This is a genomic window from Lysinibacillus sp. ACHW1.5, assembly GCF_022014815.1.
GTDB lineage: Bacteria > Bacillota > Bacilli > Bacillales_A > Planococcaceae > Lysinibacillus > Lysinibacillus capsici.
The window spans coordinates 2981181-3002931 of the sequence record NZ_CP091777.1; the positions used below are offsets into that span (position 1 = coordinate 2981181).

Here is a 21751-nt window from a genome sequence, read left to right on the forward strand (position 1 = left end):
CCTTTATTCATCACCCGTTAATTAGCTCTGAATAGTTAGAATTGAATTATCTCTAATTCAAGATTAAGGTATCATCAACCATTCTTTCCTGTCAAATATTTAATCTAGAGGGATAAAGAGGATTATTTTGTTTTAATGGGCTGCTCCAATGCCTCTAATTCCTCTTCAATAGAGGCGTATTGTCTTTCCACAACATACTTGGCATCTGACAAGGCAGCATTATAAATATAGGGGGCAATATGCTCCTTGATAAAATCTAACATACGTTCAGCTTCAAATTCACTAATGTCTTCATCACGCTGATTATAAAAAAAACGTTGAATATCAGCAAGAATCATTTCCTGCTGATCTTTAGATAAACGAATAAACAAGACAACTCTCTCCACTTCTGTTAATCAATTTTATCTACATCTTATCACTGTTCATAGATTCCTTGCATTCAAAAAGGCTGAAACACTAGTACTGCTAGCGTTCAGCCCCATCTCATTGTTTACATTCAAATGAGTAGCTAGTGGATAAAAAGTTTTTCTCCTTTGCTACAATTGCTTGTCCACCATCATCTTCACATTGCTGTGTCATTGCATCGATTTTCTTATCATTGACCATATTGGTCATCACCGTCATACCAATACCAAAAACAACGATGAATAAACCAATCATGATCCATAGCTTGCCTGCTTTATTACCAGCTGGTCTTTCATTAGCCATATTAGTTCCCTCACTTATACAAATAAAAATGGTTCTGTATGGATCGTTGATTGGATGAATTCAACCAAGTATTTTTTATCCTCACATAGTTCAGCCATTTTTTTTGCTACTCCTGCAATCATTACCTTTTCTACATGATGACCAGGATCTACTATTTGCAGATCAATGGCTTGTGCGTCCTGAGCTGTATGGAAGTACATATCGCCTGTTAAGAAAACATCAGCTCCTGCACGTTTTGCCGCATAGATATATTTATTACCATCTCCACCAACAAGCGCAACCTTGCTGACCTTCGATTGTAAATCACCCACTACACGCACAGCTGGCACATCTAGTTGCTGTTTAACGAATTCAGCAAATTGTTGTAACGTCATGTCTTTTGTTAAGTAACCTACACGCCCTAATCCCATCACATTTGTTTGCTGCTCAAGACGTATTACATCATAGGCAGGCTCCTCATAAGGATGGCTAGTAAGCATGGCCTTTAACACGCGGCCTTTAATGGATTCAGGAAAAACAACTTCTACCTTTACTTCTTCCTCCACATGTAATTCACCAACAGAGCCAACGAACGGATTAGCTCCTGCTAATGCACGGAACCGACCTTCTCCAGTCGTTGTATAACTACATGCTTCATAGTCGCCAATACGACCCGCCCCAGCTTTTGCAAGCGCCTCACGTAATGCTTGGGCATTAGCAGTTGGTATAAAGACTGCCAGCTTCAACAAATTCTCAGCATACGTTTCTTCTAATATTGAACGGTTTTTTAGCTGTAGGGCATCTGCTAATAAATCATTTACCCCACCTTCGGCTACATCTAAATTTGTATGAGCGGCATATACAGCAATATCGTGTTTAATGAGCTTTTCATATAAGCGCCCTGCTGGATGATCTGTGCGGATATTCGCTAGGCGTCTAAAGATTGGTGGATGATGTGCGATAATCAGCTCACAGCCTTTTTCTATTGCCTCATTTGCCACGGCTTCAGTGACATCTAACGTCACCAAAACTTTACTTACAGGTTTGTTGAGGGTCCCTATCGCTAGTCCAATTGGATCATTGTCCATACAAGCTAGTTTTTTGGGCGACCATGCTTCGAACACTTGAATAACTTCTTGGCCATTTACCGTTTTCATCTTACAAAACTCCTTCTACTAAATGTATCAGAGCCGTTAACTCTGCACGTTTTTCTTCAATTTCAGGTGTTTGTTCTGCTCCTTCAATGGATTGTAGTACACGTTGCCAATTGTCTTTTTCACGCAACCATTTTTTCGTAAATGCTGGTGATTTACGCAGGCTTAGCTTAGGTCCAAACAAAATCTCGGCTGTAGAGAGCTCCATTTGCCCTCTTTGTAACACAAGGATTTCATAGATTTTATCATCTTCCTCTAAAATCTCTTCATCAAGAATCGCCCATTGATGTGCTAAAGCCCACTCACGGATAACCTTGGCGTGAATATTCGGTTGTAGGATTAGACGTGTGACACCTTGAAGCTTTTCTGGATGCTTCTCTAGAATGGAAACAATTAATGGTCCACCCATGCCAGCTATTGTCACCGTATCCACATGGTCAGCTTCTTCGATCGCTGCTAAACCGTCTGCAAGGCGTACTATAATTTTTTCAGTTAAGTTTTCCTTCTGTACTTGTCCTACCGCCGATTCATAGGGTCCTTTTACAACTTCCCCTGCTATGGCATATGAGGCAGTCCCTTTGTGAATTAAATAGCATGGTAGATAGGCATGGTCACTACCAATATCCGCCATGACTGCTCCTGTAGGAACAAATTTCGCTACTGCTTCTAATCGCTTTGAAAGTTTTTGTGCGTTCATTTTTATACCGCCTATCTTCAATAGAGTCCATTAATAGTATGGATGATGTCGTGAAAAAAAACAAATGGAGTTGTCTCACATTTCTATGTGGACAACCCCATCTTCATGATGCTTAAATCTAAAAAGTAGCTGTACTATTTCAGTACAGCTACTTGTCAGTTTTACTATTCTAAAGTAGAAATGTATTCAGCGATTGCTTTTGCTTCCTCTTCAGTTTTCATGTTTGGTTGCATTGGAGTACCTTCGATACCCTTTGTTAAAACTTCTACGATATGTGCTTCATCTAAGCCATGTAGATTTGGACCCATACTACCAGTTAAGTCACCACCATGACAACCGATACAAGATTGTACTAGTGCTGAACCATCAGCTTCTGCATCTGTTGTTTCTGTAGTAGTTTCGCCACCACCCTCATGTTCAGCAGCAATTTCTTTCTTGTTATCTGCACCTTGTAAAGACATGAAGAAAATAAGACCAATACCAAATGCCAGAATTAAGATGTAAGGAACGACTGGATTGTTTTTCATAAGTTTCCCCTCCTCATTTTAAGTCTACTTCTATTATAATATAGAATCAGTCAACATCTAATATTGTACTTCATTAACAAAGAAACGAAAAGCCCTATTCGCTAAGTTTTCCTTTGTTTGTAACAAATTCGACATTTCTGTATCTATTGGATAAAATATGTCTTGCCAACATCCAAAATTGGTCAAATTTATCCTTTTATACAATTTCTTTTTCATTATATTTATGCTGTTATCATACCCTTTTCACTCATTGATATACCCAAAATTAAAAAATCTGTACGTTTTTAATGAGCGTACAGATTTTGAATCTTCTGAGGTAAAAACTTTAACATGATACTGACCCTATTATAGATAAATTGTCACAAATTATGGTTTTATATAAACACTAAAGTTCAATTAAGTTTCTAACCTGATTTAGTAGATGGAGTTCCTTGTACATCGATAGAAATACCATTTGCTAAATCAGGATAAATTTATGATATAGTATCCAACTAGTGCTATTAATCCTAAAGCACCTGAGACTGTGAAATATAGAAGTTTCATTTTAATACCTGACAAAAGCCAAATGACACAATTTGCTGCAATCAAGCAAAATAAAACCGTATTATTTCCACTAAAATATGTAGTACAAATTCGGATCGACATACTAAATAACAGGATGGCCGCTAGTACATGAAAAATGGGAGCTAGTAGATGTTTTTTTCGAGCCATTTGCCAGGCAGCAATAAATAAGATGCATGCACCTACTCCCACGATTACTGTAAAAATCAATGTGAAAGATTGCATTGTAAAATAGAGTGCCAAAACAGCCATTATGGCGATACATAGACCCACTACCAATAGGATCATTTTTCTTTTTTCTGATGGCAAGACCGCTTGTTTAGGATGTTGCACTGGTTCTAACTCCTCTATGTCAGCCCCCTCTGTATAAAGAGCTGCTAAAAAGTCACAATAGTGCTCAGGTAAAAGTTTATTTTGCTTCCAAAACAAAATTTCATTAAGGATTATTTTTTTTCGAGGATTTGTCATAGTGTTAGCTCCAAACATTGCTTAATAATGGTTGTATTACAATTTTATCTCACACTATTTGAAAACACATCTGTATAAAGTCGCAAATCTAGCATTTCCCTCATTCTAATTATCTATGATTGCCTAACATCGATAGGTGAATAGCAGGGCTAATTTCTTTTTGTTGACTTTTCAATTCTATAAAAAAGGAGCTATACCAATTAGTCATTTTCTCACTACTTGGATAGCTCCAGCTATTTTAAATTTTATTCTAAGAAATCTTTTAAACGTTTACTACGAGAAGGATGGCGTAATTTTCTTAGAGCTTTCGCCTCGATCTGACGGATACGTTCACGCGTTACGCCAAAGACTTTCCCAACCTCTTCTAATGTACGTGTGCGACCATCGTCTAACCCAAAACGTAAACGAAGTACGTTTTCCTCACGGTCTGTTAACGTATCTAGTACATCTTCTAATTGTTCTTTTAACAGTTCATAGGCTGCATGGTCGGAAGGAGATTGTGCTTCTGAGTCCTCGATAAAGTCTCCTAAATGGGAATCATCTTCTTCTCCAATTGGTGTTTCAAGAGATACTGGTTCTTGTGCAATTTTTAAAATTTCACGTACTTTTTCAGGTGTTAAATCCATTTCCTCTCCAATTTCCTCTGGAGAAGGCTCACGACCTAAATCTTGTAAAAGTTGACGTTGTACACGTATTAATTTATTAATGGTTTCGACCATATGGACAGGAATACGAATCGTACGCGCTTGGTCAGCGATGGCACGTGTAATCGCCTGACGAATCCACCATGTAGCGTAAGTCGAGAACTTAAATCCTTTACGGTAATCGAATTTTTCAACAGCCTTAATAAGACCCATATTTCCTTCTTGAATTAAGTCAAGGAATAGCATTCCACGACCAACATAGCGTTTTGCAATCGATACTACTAGACGTAAGTTCGCTTCCGCAAGGCGTTTACGTGCTTCCTCGTCCCCTTGCTCAATACGTTCAGCAAGTGCAATTTCTTGCTCAGCAGATAATAAATCTACTCGGCCGATTTCTTTTAAATACATACGTACAGGGTCATTGATTTTAACACCTGGTGGCACACTCAAATCATTTAAGTCGAAAGTTTCTTCGTTCGCTTCTTCTTTCATTAGACTTTCTTCTTCAAATTCTTCTTTTCCAATGATTTGAATATCTTTATGCTTTTCAAGATCCTCAGCAAAATGGAAAATTTCTTCATTTTCCAATTCATAAGGTGTTAGTTTCTCTGAAATTTCTTTCATTGAAATTTCACCCTCTGTTTTTGCTTTTTCTTGTAGGAATTTTTTTGCATCATCTAATGTAATTTCTACTTCTATCTCTTTTGAACGTTCTGACTTGTCCGCCATAAACCTTCCTCCTTCTAAACAACCGAATCGGGTTAAATCGCCGATAACGATTTTCTTAAATGAATAATCTGTTGGGCGATTTCAAGTGCACGTGCATACTCATGCATCTTCTCCGCTTCCTTTGACTCATGCATCTTTTGATAAATTTCTTGCTCAATTCTATATTTTTGAAGCTGACGGATAGAGTCCATAACCTCTGCCTCTGCTTGATCAGGATCTCGCTCAACTAAAGCCGCTTCCATGACAATTTTTCGTAATTCAGCGTCATCCAAAATTTCCACAAAACGTTGATAATCAGGATGACCATACTCCTCATAAAATCCAACTAAGCGAACAAAAACTGCCATATAGGCATCTCGTACAAATGGCTCTTTTTGCTCACTACGTAATACCCTGTCCACTACATCTATATTATGAAGCATATGAGCCAGTAATAAACGTTCGGCACGTTCGGCTGCGTCCATAGGCTTTTGTTGTTGCGTGACTGGCATTGAAGGTATCTGTGTAGGCATTTCTACTTTAGCAGAACGTACCTGATTAGCCTCCAGTTTTCGGAATTGGGCATAAATGGCTTCTTCCGAGATGTTTGTTTCATTTGATAGCTGTCGTATATACAAATCTCGTTCAACTGGTGAAGATCTTCCCACTAGCTGCTCAAGAACTTCTTGAATATATTGAAGCGTATCGTTTTCAAATTGAAAGTTCTTATTGCGTCTAGCATGCATCATCATAAAAGCAATATACGCATGAGGTTTTTCCAAAATTTGTTCCTTAAATGCTTGTCCACCTAAAGTGTGAATGTATTCATCAGGATCTAATTTTTCTGGCAACACGGCAATATCAACTTTCATTCGCTCTGTATGCAGTAGCTGCGCCGCTCGTTTCGCTGCATCAAATCCAGCATTATCACCATCATAGCAAATCGTAATTTGCTCTACTAAGCGCTTTAGCTTTGTGATATGCTGATTTGTTAACGAAGTACCCATTGTCGCAACAACATTCATGACACCTACAGAGTTGGCTGCTAAAACGTCCATAAATCCTTCCATCAATACTACTTGACGATTTTTTCTGATAGAAGTTCGTGCTTTATCTAGGTTATACAGCACTTCACTTTTTTGGAAAATTGGTGATTCTGGACTATTTAAATATTTTGCTTCCTCACCATTGGATGAAAGGATACGTCCTGAGAAGGCAATAATTTTACCATTCTCATCTCGAATAGGAAACATGATACGTCCTCTAAAACGATCAAAATAACGCTCTTCTCCCTCTCTTTTGATGATTAAGCCACTTTCGGCAATTTCTTGTAAGTTATAACCTTTTCTTTCAAGCAATATTGTTAATGCATCAAAGCTTGGGAGAGACCAACCAATGTTATTAGATTCGATAAGTTCCCTTGTAAATCCTCTTTCTAGCAAATAATTTAAAGGTTCTTCACCATCTTCTGTATTCAACAGTAAATGATGAAAAAAATCTGCTGCAAAAGCGTGTGCTTCTTTCATCCTTTCTTCCGCTTTAGATATCTTTTTCGTTCCTCCAGGGAAACTTGGCTCAACATCTAAGTGTATGCCAACACGTTCCCCAAGTTTCACAACTGCATCAGGAAAAGAAATGCCTTCAATATCCATTACAAAAGTAATGGCATTGCCCCCTGCACCACAACCAAAGCAATGAAAAATTTGCTTGTCTGTAGATACAGAAAAAGACGGTGTTTGCTCTCCATGAAATGGACAGAGACCAAACCAATTTCGCCCACGCTTAGTAAGCTGCATGTATTCACTAATAACATCAACGATATCTGATTGTGTGCGAATCTGCTCAATTACTTCTTCTGGAATCTTCCCTGCCAAATCCATCACCATCTTTAATATTTGCGTTCTAGAAACACAATTCGCTATTCGTTTTAAAATTCCTTTATTTCTCGACAAAAAATTAGGATTTTTCTCTTATAAATATTTTTACCACAATTTTATTATTATAAAACAAAAATTAGTTTTTATCTATACCATTTTCAAAATCCACTCAAAAAAACCGCCTCTGCTAACCGAGGTGGTTTAAAATTCTATCCTTATTTACAGGTCAAAATATGTTCGATAATCGTATTTGCTGTCTCTTCAACAGCTTTATTTGTCACATCGATAACTTGACAACCTATTCTACCGACAATTTTTTCAAAATGCTGAATCTCATCAAGAATTCTTTCATGCTGTGCATAGATAGCATCATCATTCAAGCCGAGAGACATTAATCTTTCTTTCCGAATTGAGTTTAACTTCTCAGGGGAAATAATCAATCCAAAGCATTTTTTAGGGTCTATCTGTAATAGCTCTTCTGGTGGTTCTACCTCTGGCACTAAAGGTACATTCGCCACTTTATATTTTTTATGGGCTAAATATTGTGATAGTGGTGTTTTAGAAGTTCGTGATACACCAACTAGTACAATATCAGCCTGTAATAATCCTCTTGGATCTCTACCATCATCATATTTTACCGCAAATTCAATCGCTTCAATTTTTTTGAAATAATCATCATCCAGCAGATGAACAATACCAGGCGTTTCTAATGGATTTTCTTCCATAAAAGCTGCCATTGATTGTAAGGCTGGCCCTAAAATATCAACAGCCTGAATTTTTTCTTGTTCACATAAATCATGTAATAATTTACGCATTTCTTGGCGAACAAGTGTATAAACAATAAACGCTCGCTGTTGCGAAGCAAGAAAAACAATTTTACGGATAAGCTCCTCTGATTGAATATGTGGAAATCGACGAATCACAGTATTTTCAAGACCCGGTCGGAACTGGCTAATAACCGCTTTTGCAACTTGATCACCAGTTTCACCGACAGAATCAGATACAACAAATACGCGTAGTCTTTTCATGCAGCTCTCCTTCATTTAGACATTTTGTGCAAGAGATAAGAAAGCCCGTGTAATCGTTGTTTTTGTAAGACGACCAACAATCGTTAAACCACCCTCTTGCGGTTCAACTACTGGTAGTGAATCAACCTCACGTTCAATAAGTTTGTTCGCTGCAACAATTAAAGAATCTGATCTTTCACAGTACGAAATATTTGGCATACGCGTCATAATAATATGTACTGGAATTTTATTCAAATCCTGCGTGCCAATACTTGTACGCAGTAAATCTTTGCGAGATAGTACGCCTGTCAAAAACTCATTCTTATCTACGACAAAGAGTGTACCAACATCTTCTGAAAACATAAAGCAAATTGCATCATAAACCGTCATTGTTTCAGGGACAACTACTGGCCCTGAATGAAAATCCTTCACTTTTAAATTGTGAATACTATCTATTAATGTAACAGATGCCTTCTTACCTGAATAAAAATAACCAACCCTTGGTCTTGCATCCAGAAATCCTGCCATTGTTAGGATTGCTAAATCCGGTCTTAGAGTTGCTCTTGTCAGATTGAGACGTTCGGCAATATGTTCCCCCGTAATAGGGCCATTTTCTTTCACAATTTGTAATATGTCTTCCTGACGTTTATTGAGTTCGATTGGACTCACCGCCTCAAATCTAATAGTGTTATACTTATGCTCAATTATTATATACTATTTTAATAATTATTGCGAATTAAAGAACTACATGCTACAATATTGACACATACGCTTGCTCTATCTGTATTTTCGAGCAAATTGCGTTATACAGGCGATGATGGGAAAAAAGTATCTGTTCCATTCTATAGCGAGTAGAAGATGGTGAAAGTCTACACAGCAACAGAGAAAAGGCACTCCCTGAGCTAACTTTTTGAAAAGAGGTTTTAAACTACTCGTTTAAAACAATCAGGGTGGAACCGCGGGTATTAGCACTCGTCCCTGGGCATACAATGTGCCCGGAGACGGGTGCTATTTTCATTTAGTTGCAACTGAATGAAAAAACTATGGCGTTTTTACCGCTAAAACAACGTATTAAAAATTTAAAGGAGGCTATTTTATGGTTAACAAATCAATGGAAACCATCGTATCTTTAGCGAAGCATCGAGGCTTTGTCTTCCCTGGTTCTGAAATCTACGGAGGTTTAGCAAACACGTGGGATTATGGTCCACTAGGTGTCGAATTAAAAAATAATATTAAAAAAGCATGGTGGCAAAAGTTTGTTCAGGAATCTGAATACAATGTAGGTATTGATGCTGCTATTTTGATGAATCCAAAAGCTTGGGTTGCTTCTGGTCACGTAGGAAACTTCAATGACCCAATGATCGACTGTAAATCATGTAAGGCCCGCCACCGTGCAGATAAAATTATCGAAGACGCTGCATTAGCGAAAGGCGATGAAATCATTGTTGATGGTATGACATTCGACCAAATGAAAGAAACAATGATTAAATATGACGTAGTATGCCCTGATTGCGGAAAGGCTGATTTCACAGATATTCGCCAATTCAACCTCATGTTTAAAACATTCCAAGGTGTAACGGAATCCTCTACAAATGAAATTTATTTACGCCCAGAAACGGCACAAGGTATTTTCGTGAACTTTAAAAACGTTCAACGTTCTATGCGTAAACGTACACCATTTGGTATCGCACAAATCGGTAAATCTTTCCGTAACGAAATTACACCGGGTAACTTCACATTCCGTACACGTGAATTCGAACAAATGGAGCTTGAATTCTTCTGTAAACCTGGCGAAGACCTTGAATGGCATGCATATTGGAAAGAATTCTGTAAAAATTGGTTACTAAACCTAGGCATGAAAGAAGATTCGATGCGCCTTCGTGACCATGAGGATGATGAGCTATCTCACTACTCTAACGCTACAACAGATATCGAATTCAAATTCCCATTTGGCTGGGGAGAGCTTTGGGGTGTTGCAGATCGTACAGATTACGACTTAAAACAACATATGGAACACTCTGGTGAAGATTTCACTTACATTGATCCTGTATCAAATGAACGTTATGTTCCTTATTGTATTGAACCATCATTAGGAGCTGATCGTGTAACATTAGCTTTCCTGTGTGATGCCTATGATGAAGAGGAACTAGAAGGTGATGATAAACGTACGGTTTTACGTTTCCACCCTGCTCTGGCTCCATTTAAAGCTGCTGTACTACCACTTTCTAAAAAATTATCTGATGAAGCTACAGATGTTTGGGCTGAACTGCGTAAAGCCTTCCCTGTTGATTTTGATGAATCACAATCAATTGGTAAACGTTACCGTCGTCAAGATGAAATTGGTACACCATTCTGTATCACATATGATTTTGATTCAAAAGAGGATGGCCAAGTAACAGTACGTCATCGTGACTCTATGACACAAGTTCGTATGCCTATTGCTGAAGTAAAAGCATATATTGAAAAACACCTACAATTCTAATCACTTAAATGCTCAAAAAAGAGGGGGTAGCCAGCAGGCAACTCCCTCTTTCTTATGCTTTAAATGTTGAAAATAAGCGCTCTTGCATTTTTTCCTCGAATGAAAACTTTTTCATGCTCAAACCTATTAAGCTCACTAATAGCTCCTCAATATCCGCTAGTGAGTAATAAAGGAATGTACCTTCTCGCATTGGACGAACCCGTTTGTCAAAAGTTAGTTCATCTTCAATAAAGTAAGCGACATTAACATCACAATGTTCCATCAATTGTGTAATACGTTGATCATCACCTGGGTTTATAAAGAATGGCACAATTTTATCAATATACAAAATACTTTGAACAAGCTTAATGAAGAAATTTTCACGCAACGATGTCTCCACAACTAATATGGTCGTTTGCTCATGTTGATAATCCATATATAAAACGTTTAATTGCTCCTCTAGTAGCGTTTTTAAAATACCAATAGAATTGCGATACTTTGTCATATCCGTTTGGATTTCCCTTGTTAGTAAACGTAAAATACGAAAGGCTGGCAGAAAAATTTTTAAGACAATTTCTTTAGGATGTAAATGGTCAATTAATTTATTAAAATGAATTCTCAGATTATTTTCGTCACAGCGGATTAATTGCTCTACAAATAAGTTGAATATCTCTTCAAAGCTATTCGCTCGATAGTCGATCATTTTCGTAATTTTCACACTATAGTTCAAAGGTAAGTTCATTGATTTTTGCTCATCTAACAATCTTACTTTTGGTAATGTAGGAAATAAATCATAAACAAGCTCTACTTGTGCACTGCGATTATCGGATAACATAACAACAGAGTTTACTGGGTAAATCCCTAAACATTCTACAAATTTATGCATAAAGCTCTCATTATATAAATGTCGATCTCTGTATAAGACAGCTAAGGCATCTGTAGCACCATAGCCAACATGATAGACTCTCTTGGATGTCATCGCTGAATATACATCAACAATTTGTAATAATTGTACACCCTCACTCATATCATCCGCACAAAGTTGATTTGGATAGCCCTTTCCCGCAAAACGTTCATGATGATCTCGTGCCAAGTAGGCAATGTCTTTCTCGTTATGTTCCATGAGTAGCTCGTAGCCTTTTGTTGTGTGCGTCTTTACAATATCGAACTCATCTTCAGAGAGTTTACGTTTCAGATTTAATATTTCTTGGGGTATAAAAACCTTCCCGATATCATGGAACAGGTAGCCCCTAGCTAATGTTTCAATATCTGTTAAACCTAGGTATCTAGCAAAAATCGTACCTAATACAAACACATCAAATGAATGGACAAATGAATACTCGTCCCATTCCTTTAAACGCATAAGTAGCTCATAGCGATGTTTTTTCTCCAAAATCTTTTCAAAAACACCTCTTACATAAGCCGTATCCTGTATGCTTTTAAGAATTTGTCCATAGCGTAATTCGTGCACGACATTCTCCAGCGTTGTCATAAAAAGCTGACTAACTGTCTCTTTATAATCATCCACAGGATCTCTTTTTTCAATTAATGGGGCAAATAGATCTTCATATTCTCTTGTTCGTTGAGCACTTAAATCATGGACAATTCGAACTGAATCAGATGGCAAATAGACAGATAATTCATCTACTTTACGAAGTTTAAGTAAGGCAATAATTCGCTCCGTTAAAACTAGATCCTTTTTAGCCAATAAACGATACTCTGAAAAAATATCTTCTGCTAATATATCATTTGCTTCAACTTCATGAATACTTAAGGTTACTTTTCGTAGCATATATTTTGCCACATACGCAATGTACTAAGCACTATGTGACTCCCTCCTTCTTCCATAGGACTGCGCTATTCTGATAAACGTATAACAATACGTTTTGCTGATAGAGGCTTTTATATTTCATAGGCATGTCTAAAGTGATCTAGCGTACATCAGTTTCGATGGAGATTAAACGACTTAATTATATTTAAAAAATATAATTACCATTATCTATACCATTTACAATATCATAGGTTAAAATGCCTTTTCAACTAGTATATGGGTCTCGAATGAACAGTTTCTACCACTTATATAATGAAAACTAAACAAAAATACAAATCTTTTTACCTATTAAAATACTTATAAATATATAGATAAATAAAAATATAGATAAATAAGACTTCATATTATTCATTTAAAGACGGAAAAATAACAAATAAAATTAAATTTACGCAATAATTTTATTTTGTAAAAATTGAAATTTATTCATTAAAAAGAAAGGTAATCTAGTTGCATCCTCCTATAAAATCAAAGGTATTTCTTTTTATTTAAAAGATAAAATGAAGCGAGTTCTGTGCTATGCAAGTTAATTAGTTTTAGCTCCCCCTTTTTACTTAAGGTATTGGTGATTACCAAACACGTCATGATATGGATGAAATTCCCTCTATGCGTTGTTCCATCTATTTGGTATAAATAAGTTATTATAGTTAGTATTAGCTGTTAAATAAAGAATAATTAACAGGCTAAAGACATATCACCTTTTAACATTCATTCGTCCGGAAGTTTGAACTGATACATAGGAAGGTCTGACCAGAAACATATATACTATAAAATTTTCTATTGTACTTTTTGGAGGAATTTAATTGCAGTCTCAACGTTTATTTCAACTAGCTATGGCTTCTGCTTTAGCAACAAGTGCGATTATTATCGCACCACCCGCACACGCAGCATCATTTTTTCCTGATATCAACCCAACCAATGAAGAAGGTAAGGCTATTATTCAATTAGCAGAGCGTGGCATTATTTCAGGCTATATGGATGGGACATTTAAACCCGCTAATCCTATTACACGTACACAGGCTGCGAAGATTTTAGCAGGTATTTTAAAGTTAGATACAGTTCACGTAAAAAACCCCCAATTCAAAGACATCAAACCTGGCGATGAAAACTACGGAGCCATTGCAGCATTAGCAAATGCTGGCATTATTAATGGTGCAAATGGTTATTTCTACCCTACTCAAAATATAACTCGCGAGCAAATGTCTAAAATGATTGCGAAGGGCTTTGGATTAACAAGTACGAGTAACACGCAATTACCATTTACAGACGTTAAAAAGGGGAATGAATTTGAGCCTCATATTAAAGCATTGTTTGTAAATGGGATTACCAAAGGAACATCTGCAACGACTTTCGGCCCAAAAAGCAATGTAAAGCGCTCTCAGCTGGCTGCTTTTGTTGTACGAGCTGAAAAGTTGCTAGGCAATGCAACCGTCTATGCAAGTCAATTTAAACAGGACTATATTTTTGCTTCTTATGGTGGTCTTGAGCCAGCAGAGGATATTTTCACATGGAATGAAGAGGAAGATATGACAGAGTCTATCACGATTACCCCTATAAAAGAAGGTACGGGTAAATTAGTGATTACTGGATTGACTGATGATTCAGAGGACTTTATTGACATTTTTTATTTAGTACATGTCAAAAATGTAAATGGTAAGCTGAAGGTAACACTTGAAGAAGTAAAAGAAGATGATTATATCGAAAATTTACCACTCGATTTGTCTGAGAGCAAATTACCATTCATGCCAACAGAGGTGACGGTTCAAAATGCGAATGGACAGCCACTCGCTTCAAATTTCTATAACTTTAATCAACAAGATCAAACACTGTCCATCTCGCAAAATGGACAATACATTGTTACATTTTCAGATGGGACGCAACAACAAAAGATGGCCGCAGATGTGTATTCCTATGATTTTGTTCGCAGCATTGATTTATATCATTTGACAGATGAATTAATACTGACAGCGCAAGAATTACCTTTCGAACCAACACATGTAGCACTCGAAAGCTTTGGTTTTGAGCCAGTGCCTGTAAAAGCGACAATTCTTGACGGGCAACTACATATTACGCCAAAAGCTGAAGGTCTAGCGATTCTCCATTTAACAGGTAAAAACAATGAAACAGCATACCTTTATATTGAAAGTAAAAAAATTGCTGGACACTGGGCCTTTTTAGTGACAGAGGATGAGGATGAATTTTAAATAACGTGAAATGCCAGATGAACATTATGATTCATCTGGCATTTTGTCTTTCGAGCGTATTTGCAGTTCAGGGGTACGTTCTAGTTGCTCTATAAATTTTCTCGTCTTAAACCGAATACCGGTTTGTTCTTCATAAATGGTTGTTATAATTTTTTTAATGAAATATTTTGTTTCTTTTTTTAGTTCTATTTTCCCAATTTGGTCGATAGGAACGGTGTAGAACATCCTGATAAGTTTCAGCTGTGTTGGCGTTAAGCGAATGATATAGGGGTCATGCTGATAACAGCGATGGCATAAGAATCCTCCTTGAGCAAAGGAAAAAGCGAATTCCCCATCTACTGCGCCACACGCAGCACAGGCATGTAAAATAGGTTGTACACCTGTATAGGGCAACATTTTCCATTCAACAAATAGCGTAATAGCTTCAGGATCATAGCCATCCTCAATTGCTTGTAGTGCATGTAGTAAAACATCGAACGCAAATGGCTCTGGCTTTCCTTCTTCCACAACTCGCTCCACTAATTCCATAATATAGCTAGCATAAGCAGTAGCCATAATATCCTCACGAATATGGCGCATGGAATTTAAATGTTCTCCCTGTTGCAAAGTTCCCATGCCTGTATGATGTTGTACCATAAACATCCCATAGGTAAAGGGTTGCGTGATGGAAGCCAATCTACTAGAAGGTTTTTTTGCCCCTCTAGCCATCGTAGCCACTTTACCAGCTTCCCGAGTTAGCAAAATAACAATCTTATTCGATTCCCCATAAGCGCGAACCTTTAATACAATCCCCTCCCATTTATGAAGCATAATCCCCCTCCTTTCTTAAAAGAACAATCCATGAAAAGAAAGCTGCCCAAAATAATTTTGGACAGCTCAAAAATAAAAATGATCAAATACTGCTAGATCCTTTTGTGCCTACAAGAAGAAGTGAACCTGAAACCGTCACGTCAAAATTTGGCGTCTATTCCTGATTCAACTTGCAATGAACACTGACGGAAAAACATATGTTCATGTCCACAAAAAGTGGAATTCTTCACTTCACGAACGGTACAACTCATTTGATAAGCCAGGAAAAAACTTAATATTCATCATCACGGAATCCAAAATCGCGTAAATGTGTAGCTTTATTACGCCAATCTTTTTGCACCTTTACCCATAGCTCTAAATAAACTTTAGACCCTAAAAGCATTTCGATATCCTTTCGCGCACGTGTCCCTACTTCTTTTAGCAGGGCTCCACGTTTTCCGATAACAATCCCTTTTTGAGAATCGCGCTCCACAATAATCGTAGCCGCTACATGAATTTTATCATCATTTTCTTCATCACGACGAATTTTATCAATTACCACTGCGATAGAATGGGGAATTTCTTCACGCGTTAAATGTAGGACTTTTTCACGAATAAGTTCAGAGATAATAAATCGTTCAGGATGATCTGTCACTTGATCTGCTGGGTAATACTGTGGTCCTTCTGGTAAATACTTCGCCAAGGTCACTAATAAATTTTCAACATTATTGCCTTGTAGCGCAGAAATCGGTACAATCTCCGCAAAGTCATAACGCTCTTTATAGCTTTCAATAATTCCCATTAGTTCATCTGGATGAATGGCATCAATTTTATTGATGACCAAAAAGACAGGTGTTGGATTTCCTGCTAGCATTTCTAAAATAAATTCATCACCTTTACCGAGTTTTTGCTCAGCATTAACCATAAACATAATAACGTCCACTTCACGCAATGTGTTTTTAGAAACCTTCAGCATGAAATCGCCTAGTTTATGCTTTGGCTTGTGAATACCTGGTGTATCAATAAAAATCATTTGGCTATCATCTGTTGTCAGTACGCCTTGTACTTTATTTCGTGTTGTTTGCGGCTTATCACTCATGATCGCAATTTTTTGGCCAATGACACGATTTAAAAATGTCGATTTGCCAACGTTTGGACGACCAATGATGGAGATAAAGCCTGATTTATAGCCATTTTTAGTTTCCTGCATTCTCTAAATCCTCCGTCGTAAATGCAAACGGTAGTAATTCGCCTACTGATGTTACCGTCACATCACCTTTTAAGTTCGTTAAATAGACAGGCATAGTTGGAGCACAAAACTCCATCATGACCTGGCGACATGCTCCACATGGGGCGCATGGCCCATCCGTATCAGCTACAATGGCAATGGCGTCGAATTCGTAAATCCCCTCCGATACTGCCTTAAAAAACGCTGTACGCTCAGCACAATTTGTCATACTATAGCCTGCATTTTCAATATTACAGCCGTGAATAACCTCTCCATCTTTTGTTAGTAGAGCTGCCCCTACTTTAAATTTTGAATAAGGAACATAGGCTTTTTCACGTGCCTTTTTTGATTCTTCTAATAATGCATGCATATCCATTGTCATCTATACTAATTCTCCCTCACATTTATGGTTTATTTTCAATTAGAAGACACTCATTTCCATTAAAACCATTTTGGCAGAAAGATGAGTAATCCGATTATAGCACTGAATAGCGCAAATACAAGCACTGCACCTGCTGCAATATCTTTTGCTTGCTTAGCAAGCGGATGTATCTCCGGGGAAGCTAAATCGACTACCCGTTCGATAGCTGTATTCATCATTTCCAGTGCAAACATTAGTGCTATTAATAGTAGCACAATATACCACTCCATACGAGATAAACCTGTCAAATAACTAGCCAGTATAACAATGATTGCACTTACTATATGTGATTTAAAATTTTGTTCTTTACTTGCAGTTATGATGCCTTCAAAAGCATAGCCAAAAGATCGCAAGTATTTTCGCAAATTCATCTAGTCTCGACCTAAGCCAAAAGTTTGGAGAATCTCATCTTGCTTTGCAAACATCACTTTCTCTTCTTCTGGCTCCATATGGTCATAACCAAGTAAATGTAAAAAACCATGTACAGCTAAAAAGCCTAATTCTCGTTCAAAGGAATGATTGTATTCCTCAGCCTGCTCTTTTGCACGATCAGTCGAAATAATGATATCACCTAATACACGTGGCATACCTTCAAAAGTAACTTCCATTTCTCCTTCCCCTAGCTCCTCTAGTGCAAAGGAAATGACATCTGTTGGCTGATCTTTGCCACGATATTCACGATTAATATCTTGTATTGCCTTGTTTGTAACAAACGTCACTGAAACCTCTGTTTCTGGCTCAATATTTTCTACACTTGCAGCATGCTGTAATAGCTTTTCAACAAGTTCGATATGTTGTGCTCCCACTTCATTTGTTTCATCCGTAAAATCAATTGTTAAAATCATAGATCCTCCTACTTATCTGCCTTTGGATATTCAATACGTGAATGGAATATCCCATTCAACGTTTCACAAAGAACTCTCTCTATACATTTTAACTCTTTTATTGAAATATCGCATTCATCAAACTGATTATCTTGGACGCGATCATCGATAATCGCTCGTACTAGCTTCTGAATTTTCTCTGCATTTGGCTCTTTCATAGAACGTACTGCTGCCTCGACACTATCCGCAACACTTATAACAGCTGCTTCTTTTGTTTGTGGTTTGGGCCCTGGGTATCGGAACTTTGACTCATCAATATTTTTTCCTTCTTCCTTTGCTTTAAACAAGAAGAATTTTAACAAACTTGTGCCATGATGTTGTAAAGCGATATCGATAATTTCTTGGGGCATTTTATAACGTTTTAACATATTGGCACCATCTGTCGTATGGGCGATAATAATCTCTGCACTTGTTTCAGGTGGTAACGAATCATGCGGATTGATGCCCGACATCTGATTTTCGATGAAAAAGGAAGGTCGTTTAGTTTTACCAATATCATGATAATAACAACCCACACGTGCTAATAAACCGTCAGCACCAATCTCTTCACACGCAGCTTCCGCTAAGTTCGCTACCATCACACTATGATGATATGTCCCTGGAGTTTCCATTAATAATTTTTTTAATAATGGATGGTTGGGATTGGATAGCTCAATTAAGCGCAAAGACGAAAGCAAGCTAAACGCCGATTCAAAGAATGGTAAAAGTCCCATCGTTAATGCCCCTGAAAGTAAGGCAGATAACATCGCTGCTATTAAGTAAAATGCTAACTCTGGTAAGCCATAGGATGATTGTGTCATTAACAAATAAAACGCGATAAATGCCATATTTACAAGCGAAATCACACCAACCGCGTGTAAAATATGTGAGCGTTTTTCCACACTACGCAAAAAGAATAGGCTTGCAAACCCTCCGAATATAATATACAGCGTAATTTCCATTTGCATAACTGAAGAATAGCCTTCTTGAAAAATTACTCCTGCTGAAGCAGCCGTCATAACTGTAATTAATACAGCAGCTCGCTCATCTGCTAGCAATCGTACAAGCATCGTAGCAAGTGCTGTCGGGAATAAAAAGGCAATCGTCACATCAAAGCCACTAGAAACTAAGCTAATAAATTTCATTAGCAAAATAGACAAGCTATAAACAATCACTGTCACTAACAGTGCATTACGTTTTTTTCGTTCGTTCGTCTCCCAACGCTCAAATAAAATATACAAAAACATCATTTGCAGTAGCGTTAAAATAATAAGCCCTGCAATAGGCTTCAAGGAGGCTTTATTACTAACCATCCCTAATAGCTCTAATTGTCTATAAGCCTCATTGTCAATAACTTGGCCTTCCTGAACAATAATCTGACCTTGTAAAATTCGTGTTGGCTCTACACTTTCTTTGGCCTGCTGTTTTCGGATCTTTGTTTGTTCTTCATTAATTGTTTCATTTTCAATAATGCTTGTACGTCCTATTAACACGACTGTATTGAATATTTTATCAGGATATCCTCGTTGTCCACGAATCTTTGTCTCAAAATCATTTTGTGCAACAAAGACGTTCTCGGGTCGGATGGATTTTTGTAAATATTCCTCTACAAATTTAGATAATTGCGTACTTGTTCTAGTTAAATCATCTTCACTTTGCACTAACAGACCTTCGAGCTGAGAATCTGTAAAAATTAACGGCATCTGGTCTTCGTCAATGGATTCAAATTTTTTTCGAAGCTGTGTAACTTGATCTGCAATAGGAATAGGTTCCTTACTATTAGCAACATCTTTTTTCACTTCCAAAACATAATCAAATAATGATGTTACAATCGCTGCTCTTTGCTTGGCGACATCCTCCGAAAATTGATAGACTGAATCCACTGCATTGGCAGCTTTTTCTCGCTCTAGCTGTGTTTTATAAGTGTCTTCAATCGTTTTAGTAGATCGTACGGTTTCAGGCGCAAGCTGTAATGGTTTGAAATCATATGTAACCCCTTTAACATCGCCATACATGAACCCAAATTGTAGGCCACCTGTTAAAATGAGAATGATGATAAGAAAGTAGCGAAAACCGATAAGCTCTGTAAATTTTCGAAGTTGTTTCTCCATCTGGCACCTCCTCTATCTACCTACTATCATACCAATTCAGCATACATTTTTCTCGAAAAATGTATAAGAAAGCAAAAAACAGCTATGCATCTTCGCATAGCTGTCACATTTTTTTCCATATTTTGATTAAATTCGTGGTTTAGGTTTTAACTATACGGATGTTTTAAACCTCGTTACCCCTGTCGCTTCGCTTTCGGGCAGACTTTAAACCTCGTTGCCCCTGTCGCTTCGCTTTCGGGCAGACTTTAAACCTCGTTGCCCCTGTCGCTTCGCTTTCGGGGCAGACTTTAAACCTCGTTGCCCCTGTCGCTTTGCTTTCGGGCAGACTTTAAACCTCGTTGCCCCTGTCGCTTCGCTTTCGGGGCTGACTTTAAACCTCGTTGCCCCTGTCGCTTCGCTTTCGGGGCTGACTTTAAACCTCGTTGCCCCTGTCGCTTCGCTTTCGGGGCTGACTTTAAACCTCGTTGCCCCTGTCGCTTCGCTTTCGGGGCTGACTTTAAACCTCGTTGCCCCTGTCGCTTCGCTTTCGGGGCAGACTTTAGAATTGCTACGCAATTCTAAAGTTGCTGTTCTTCGTAGGCTTGAATGATTTTGGCTACGATTGGGTGACGTACGACATCGCCTTGTTCTAGTACTTGGAAATGAATAGATTTAACATACTTTAATGTACGTTCTGCTACAATCAAGCCAGATTCTGTATTTTTGGGTAAGTCGATTTGTGTTTTATCACCTGTGATGACCATTTTAGAGCCGAAGCCTAGACGAGTTAGGAACATTTTCATTTGTTGATGTGTTGTATTTTGTGCTTCATCTAAAATAACAAAGGCATCATCTAATGTACGGCCACGCATATAGGCTAAAGGGGCGATTTCAATTGTTCCGCGTTCAATTAGCCGCTGTGTCTGTTCCGAGCCGTAGATGTCGTTTAAAGCGTCGTAGAGAGGTCGTAAATATGGATCGACCTTTTCCTTTAAATCCCCTGGAAGAAAGCCTAGAGATTCTCCAGCTTCAACAGCAGGACGAGTTAAAATAATTCTCTTAACATGGCCGTTTTTAAGTGCCTGTGTTGCCATGACTACCGCTAAATACGTTTTCCCAGTACCGGCTGGACCAATACCGAAAACAACGTCTTTATGACGGATTGCTTGTATGTATTCTCGTTGACCAATTGTTTTTGCACGAATTGACTTACCTTTCGTCGTGCGTGCTATTTCTTCATCATATAGTTCTGCAAAATACTCGATTGTTCCTTTTTGTGTCATTTCAATAGCTGTTGTGACATCACGTTGATCAATATTAATTCCTTTGCGAATGACCTTCAATAAAGCATGCAGAAGAAATGTTGCCTGTTCCTTAGCATTTTCTTCACCCGCAAGTTGAATTTGTTCACCACGCGTAATGATATGAACATTAAGTGCTTCTTCAACTAATTTCATATTTGCATCGGAAATACCTAGTAGCATAACCGCTTCATTTGGATTATCCACCTGTAATACAGTTAACTGTTCTGACATAA

General features: G+C 37.7%; 20 protein-coding genes. 2 read left to right on the forward strand and 18 right to left on the reverse strand.

The annotated features are described in order from the left end of the window. Positions 1-122 precede the first annotated feature (122 nt). From L6W14_RS14880 to L6W14_RS14925, 10 genes are all read right to left on the reverse strand, one after another. A complete protein-coding gene (locus L6W14_RS14880) occupies positions 123-371 on the reverse strand; it encodes a DUF2164 domain-containing protein (protein WP_048392201.1) in 249 nt (82 codons plus the stop codon). 112 nt (positions 372-483) lie between these two features. Continuing rightward, positions 484-708 (reverse strand): hypothetical protein, encoded by a 225-nt coding sequence (locus tag L6W14_RS14885; RefSeq protein ID WP_048392200.1) that lies wholly within the window; start codon positions 706-708, stop codon positions 484-486. 14 nt (positions 709-722) lie between these two features. Further along, positions 723-1844, reverse strand: a complete 1122-nt coding sequence (locus L6W14_RS14890) for a Nif3-like dinuclear metal center hexameric protein (protein WP_131520564.1) — start codon at positions 1842-1844, stop codon at positions 723-725. 1 nt (position 1845) lies between these two features. Then, complete coding sequence (locus tag L6W14_RS14895; protein ID WP_131520563.1) at positions 1846-2538, reverse strand: tRNA (adenine(22)-N(1))-methyltransferase; 693 nt, start codon at positions 2536-2538, stop codon at positions 1846-1848. A 164-nt stretch (positions 2539-2702) separates the two neighbouring features. Further along, positions 2703-3065, reverse strand: coding sequence for a cytochrome c550 (gene cccA, locus L6W14_RS14900; protein WP_016993532.1), 363 nt, complete (start codon positions 3063-3065; stop codon positions 2703-2705). A 462-nt stretch (positions 3066-3527) separates the two neighbouring features. Further along, the gene (locus tag L6W14_RS14905) at positions 3528-4094 is read right to left on the reverse strand and encodes a hypothetical protein (RefSeq protein WP_131520562.1); all 567 of its coding nucleotides are present in this window, start codon (positions 4092-4094) and stop codon (positions 3528-3530) included. 245 nt (positions 4095-4339) lie between these two features. Further along, the gene (rpoD, locus tag L6W14_RS14910) at positions 4340-5467 is read right to left on the reverse strand and encodes an RNA polymerase sigma factor RpoD (RefSeq protein ID WP_004227165.1); all 1128 of its coding nucleotides are present in this window, start codon (positions 5465-5467) and stop codon (positions 4340-4342) included. Between the two features lie 32 nt (positions 5468-5499). Then, positions 5500-7332 (reverse strand): DNA primase, encoded by a 1833-nt coding sequence (gene dnaG / locus L6W14_RS14915; RefSeq protein WP_081011013.1) that lies wholly within the window; start codon positions 7330-7332, stop codon positions 5500-5502. A 206-nt stretch (positions 7333-7538) separates the two neighbouring features. Continuing rightward, entirely contained in the window at positions 7539-8351 is an 813-nt protein-coding gene (locus L6W14_RS14920) for a pyruvate, water dikinase regulatory protein (protein WP_004227157.1), read from the reverse strand. A gap of 15 nt (positions 8352-8366) precedes the next feature. Beyond that, on the reverse strand, positions 8367-8999 hold the full coding sequence (locus L6W14_RS14925) for a transcriptional regulator CcpN (RefSeq protein ID WP_004227151.1): 633 nt from the start codon (positions 8997-8999) through the stop codon (positions 8367-8369). 427 nt (positions 9000-9426) lie between these two features. Here L6W14_RS14925 and L6W14_RS14930 point away from each other — a divergent pair, with 427 nt between their 5' ends. Beyond that, positions 9427-10812: a glycine--tRNA ligase gene (locus L6W14_RS14930; protein ID WP_237898268.1), complete on the forward strand. Its 1386-nt coding sequence runs from the start codon at positions 9427-9429 to the stop codon at positions 10810-10812. Positions 10813-10864: 52 nt separating this feature from the next. On the opposite strand, the gene L6W14_RS14935 is transcribed toward L6W14_RS14930, so the two are convergent. Then, positions 10865-12583, reverse strand: a complete 1719-nt coding sequence (locus tag L6W14_RS14935; protein WP_131520561.1) for an HD-GYP domain-containing protein — start codon at positions 12581-12583, stop codon at positions 10865-10867. 839 nt (positions 12584-13422) lie between these two features. Between L6W14_RS14935 and L6W14_RS14940 the strand changes: the two genes are divergently transcribed. Continuing rightward, positions 13423-14823: an S-layer homology domain-containing protein gene (locus L6W14_RS14940; RefSeq protein WP_131520560.1), complete on the forward strand. Its 1401-nt coding sequence runs from the start codon at positions 13423-13425 to the stop codon at positions 14821-14823. A gap of 24 nt (positions 14824-14847) precedes the next feature. Here the strand turns inward: L6W14_RS14940 and recO are convergent, their stop codons facing one another. The 7 genes from recO to L6W14_RS14975 form a co-directional block, all read right to left on the reverse strand. Then, the gene (gene recO, locus L6W14_RS14945) at positions 14848-15633 is read right to left on the reverse strand and encodes a DNA repair protein RecO (protein ID WP_048392194.1); all 786 of its coding nucleotides are present in this window, start codon (positions 15631-15633) and stop codon (positions 14848-14850) included. Between the two features lie 271 nt (positions 15634-15904). After that, complete coding sequence (gene era / locus L6W14_RS14950) at positions 15905-16822, reverse strand: GTPase Era (protein WP_131520559.1); 918 nt, start codon at positions 16820-16822, stop codon at positions 15905-15907. Then, positions 16809-17222: a cytidine deaminase gene (locus tag L6W14_RS14955; protein ID WP_131520558.1), complete on the reverse strand. Its 414-nt coding sequence runs from the start codon at positions 17220-17222 to the stop codon at positions 16809-16811. Before L6W14_RS14955 ends, era begins: the two co-directional genes overlap by 14 nt. 59 nt (positions 17223-17281) lie before the next feature. Continuing rightward, on the reverse strand, positions 17282-17632 hold the full coding sequence (locus tag L6W14_RS14960) for a diacylglycerol kinase family protein (protein ID WP_131520557.1): 351 nt from the start codon (positions 17630-17632) through the stop codon (positions 17282-17284). After that, entirely contained in the window at positions 17633-18106 is a 474-nt protein-coding gene (gene ybeY / locus L6W14_RS14965) for an rRNA maturation RNase YbeY (RefSeq protein ID WP_048392192.1), read from the reverse strand. An 8-nt stretch (positions 18107-18114) separates the two neighbouring features. Continuing rightward, positions 18115-20235: an HD family phosphohydrolase gene (locus L6W14_RS14970; RefSeq protein ID WP_237898269.1), complete on the reverse strand. Its 2121-nt coding sequence runs from the start codon at positions 20233-20235 to the stop codon at positions 18115-18117. A gap of 557 nt (positions 20236-20792) precedes the next feature. Continuing rightward, positions 20793-21749 (reverse strand): PhoH family protein, encoded by a 957-nt coding sequence (locus tag L6W14_RS14975; RefSeq protein ID WP_016994096.1) that lies wholly within the window; start codon positions 21747-21749, stop codon positions 20793-20795. Positions 21750-21751: the final 2 nt, after the last annotated feature.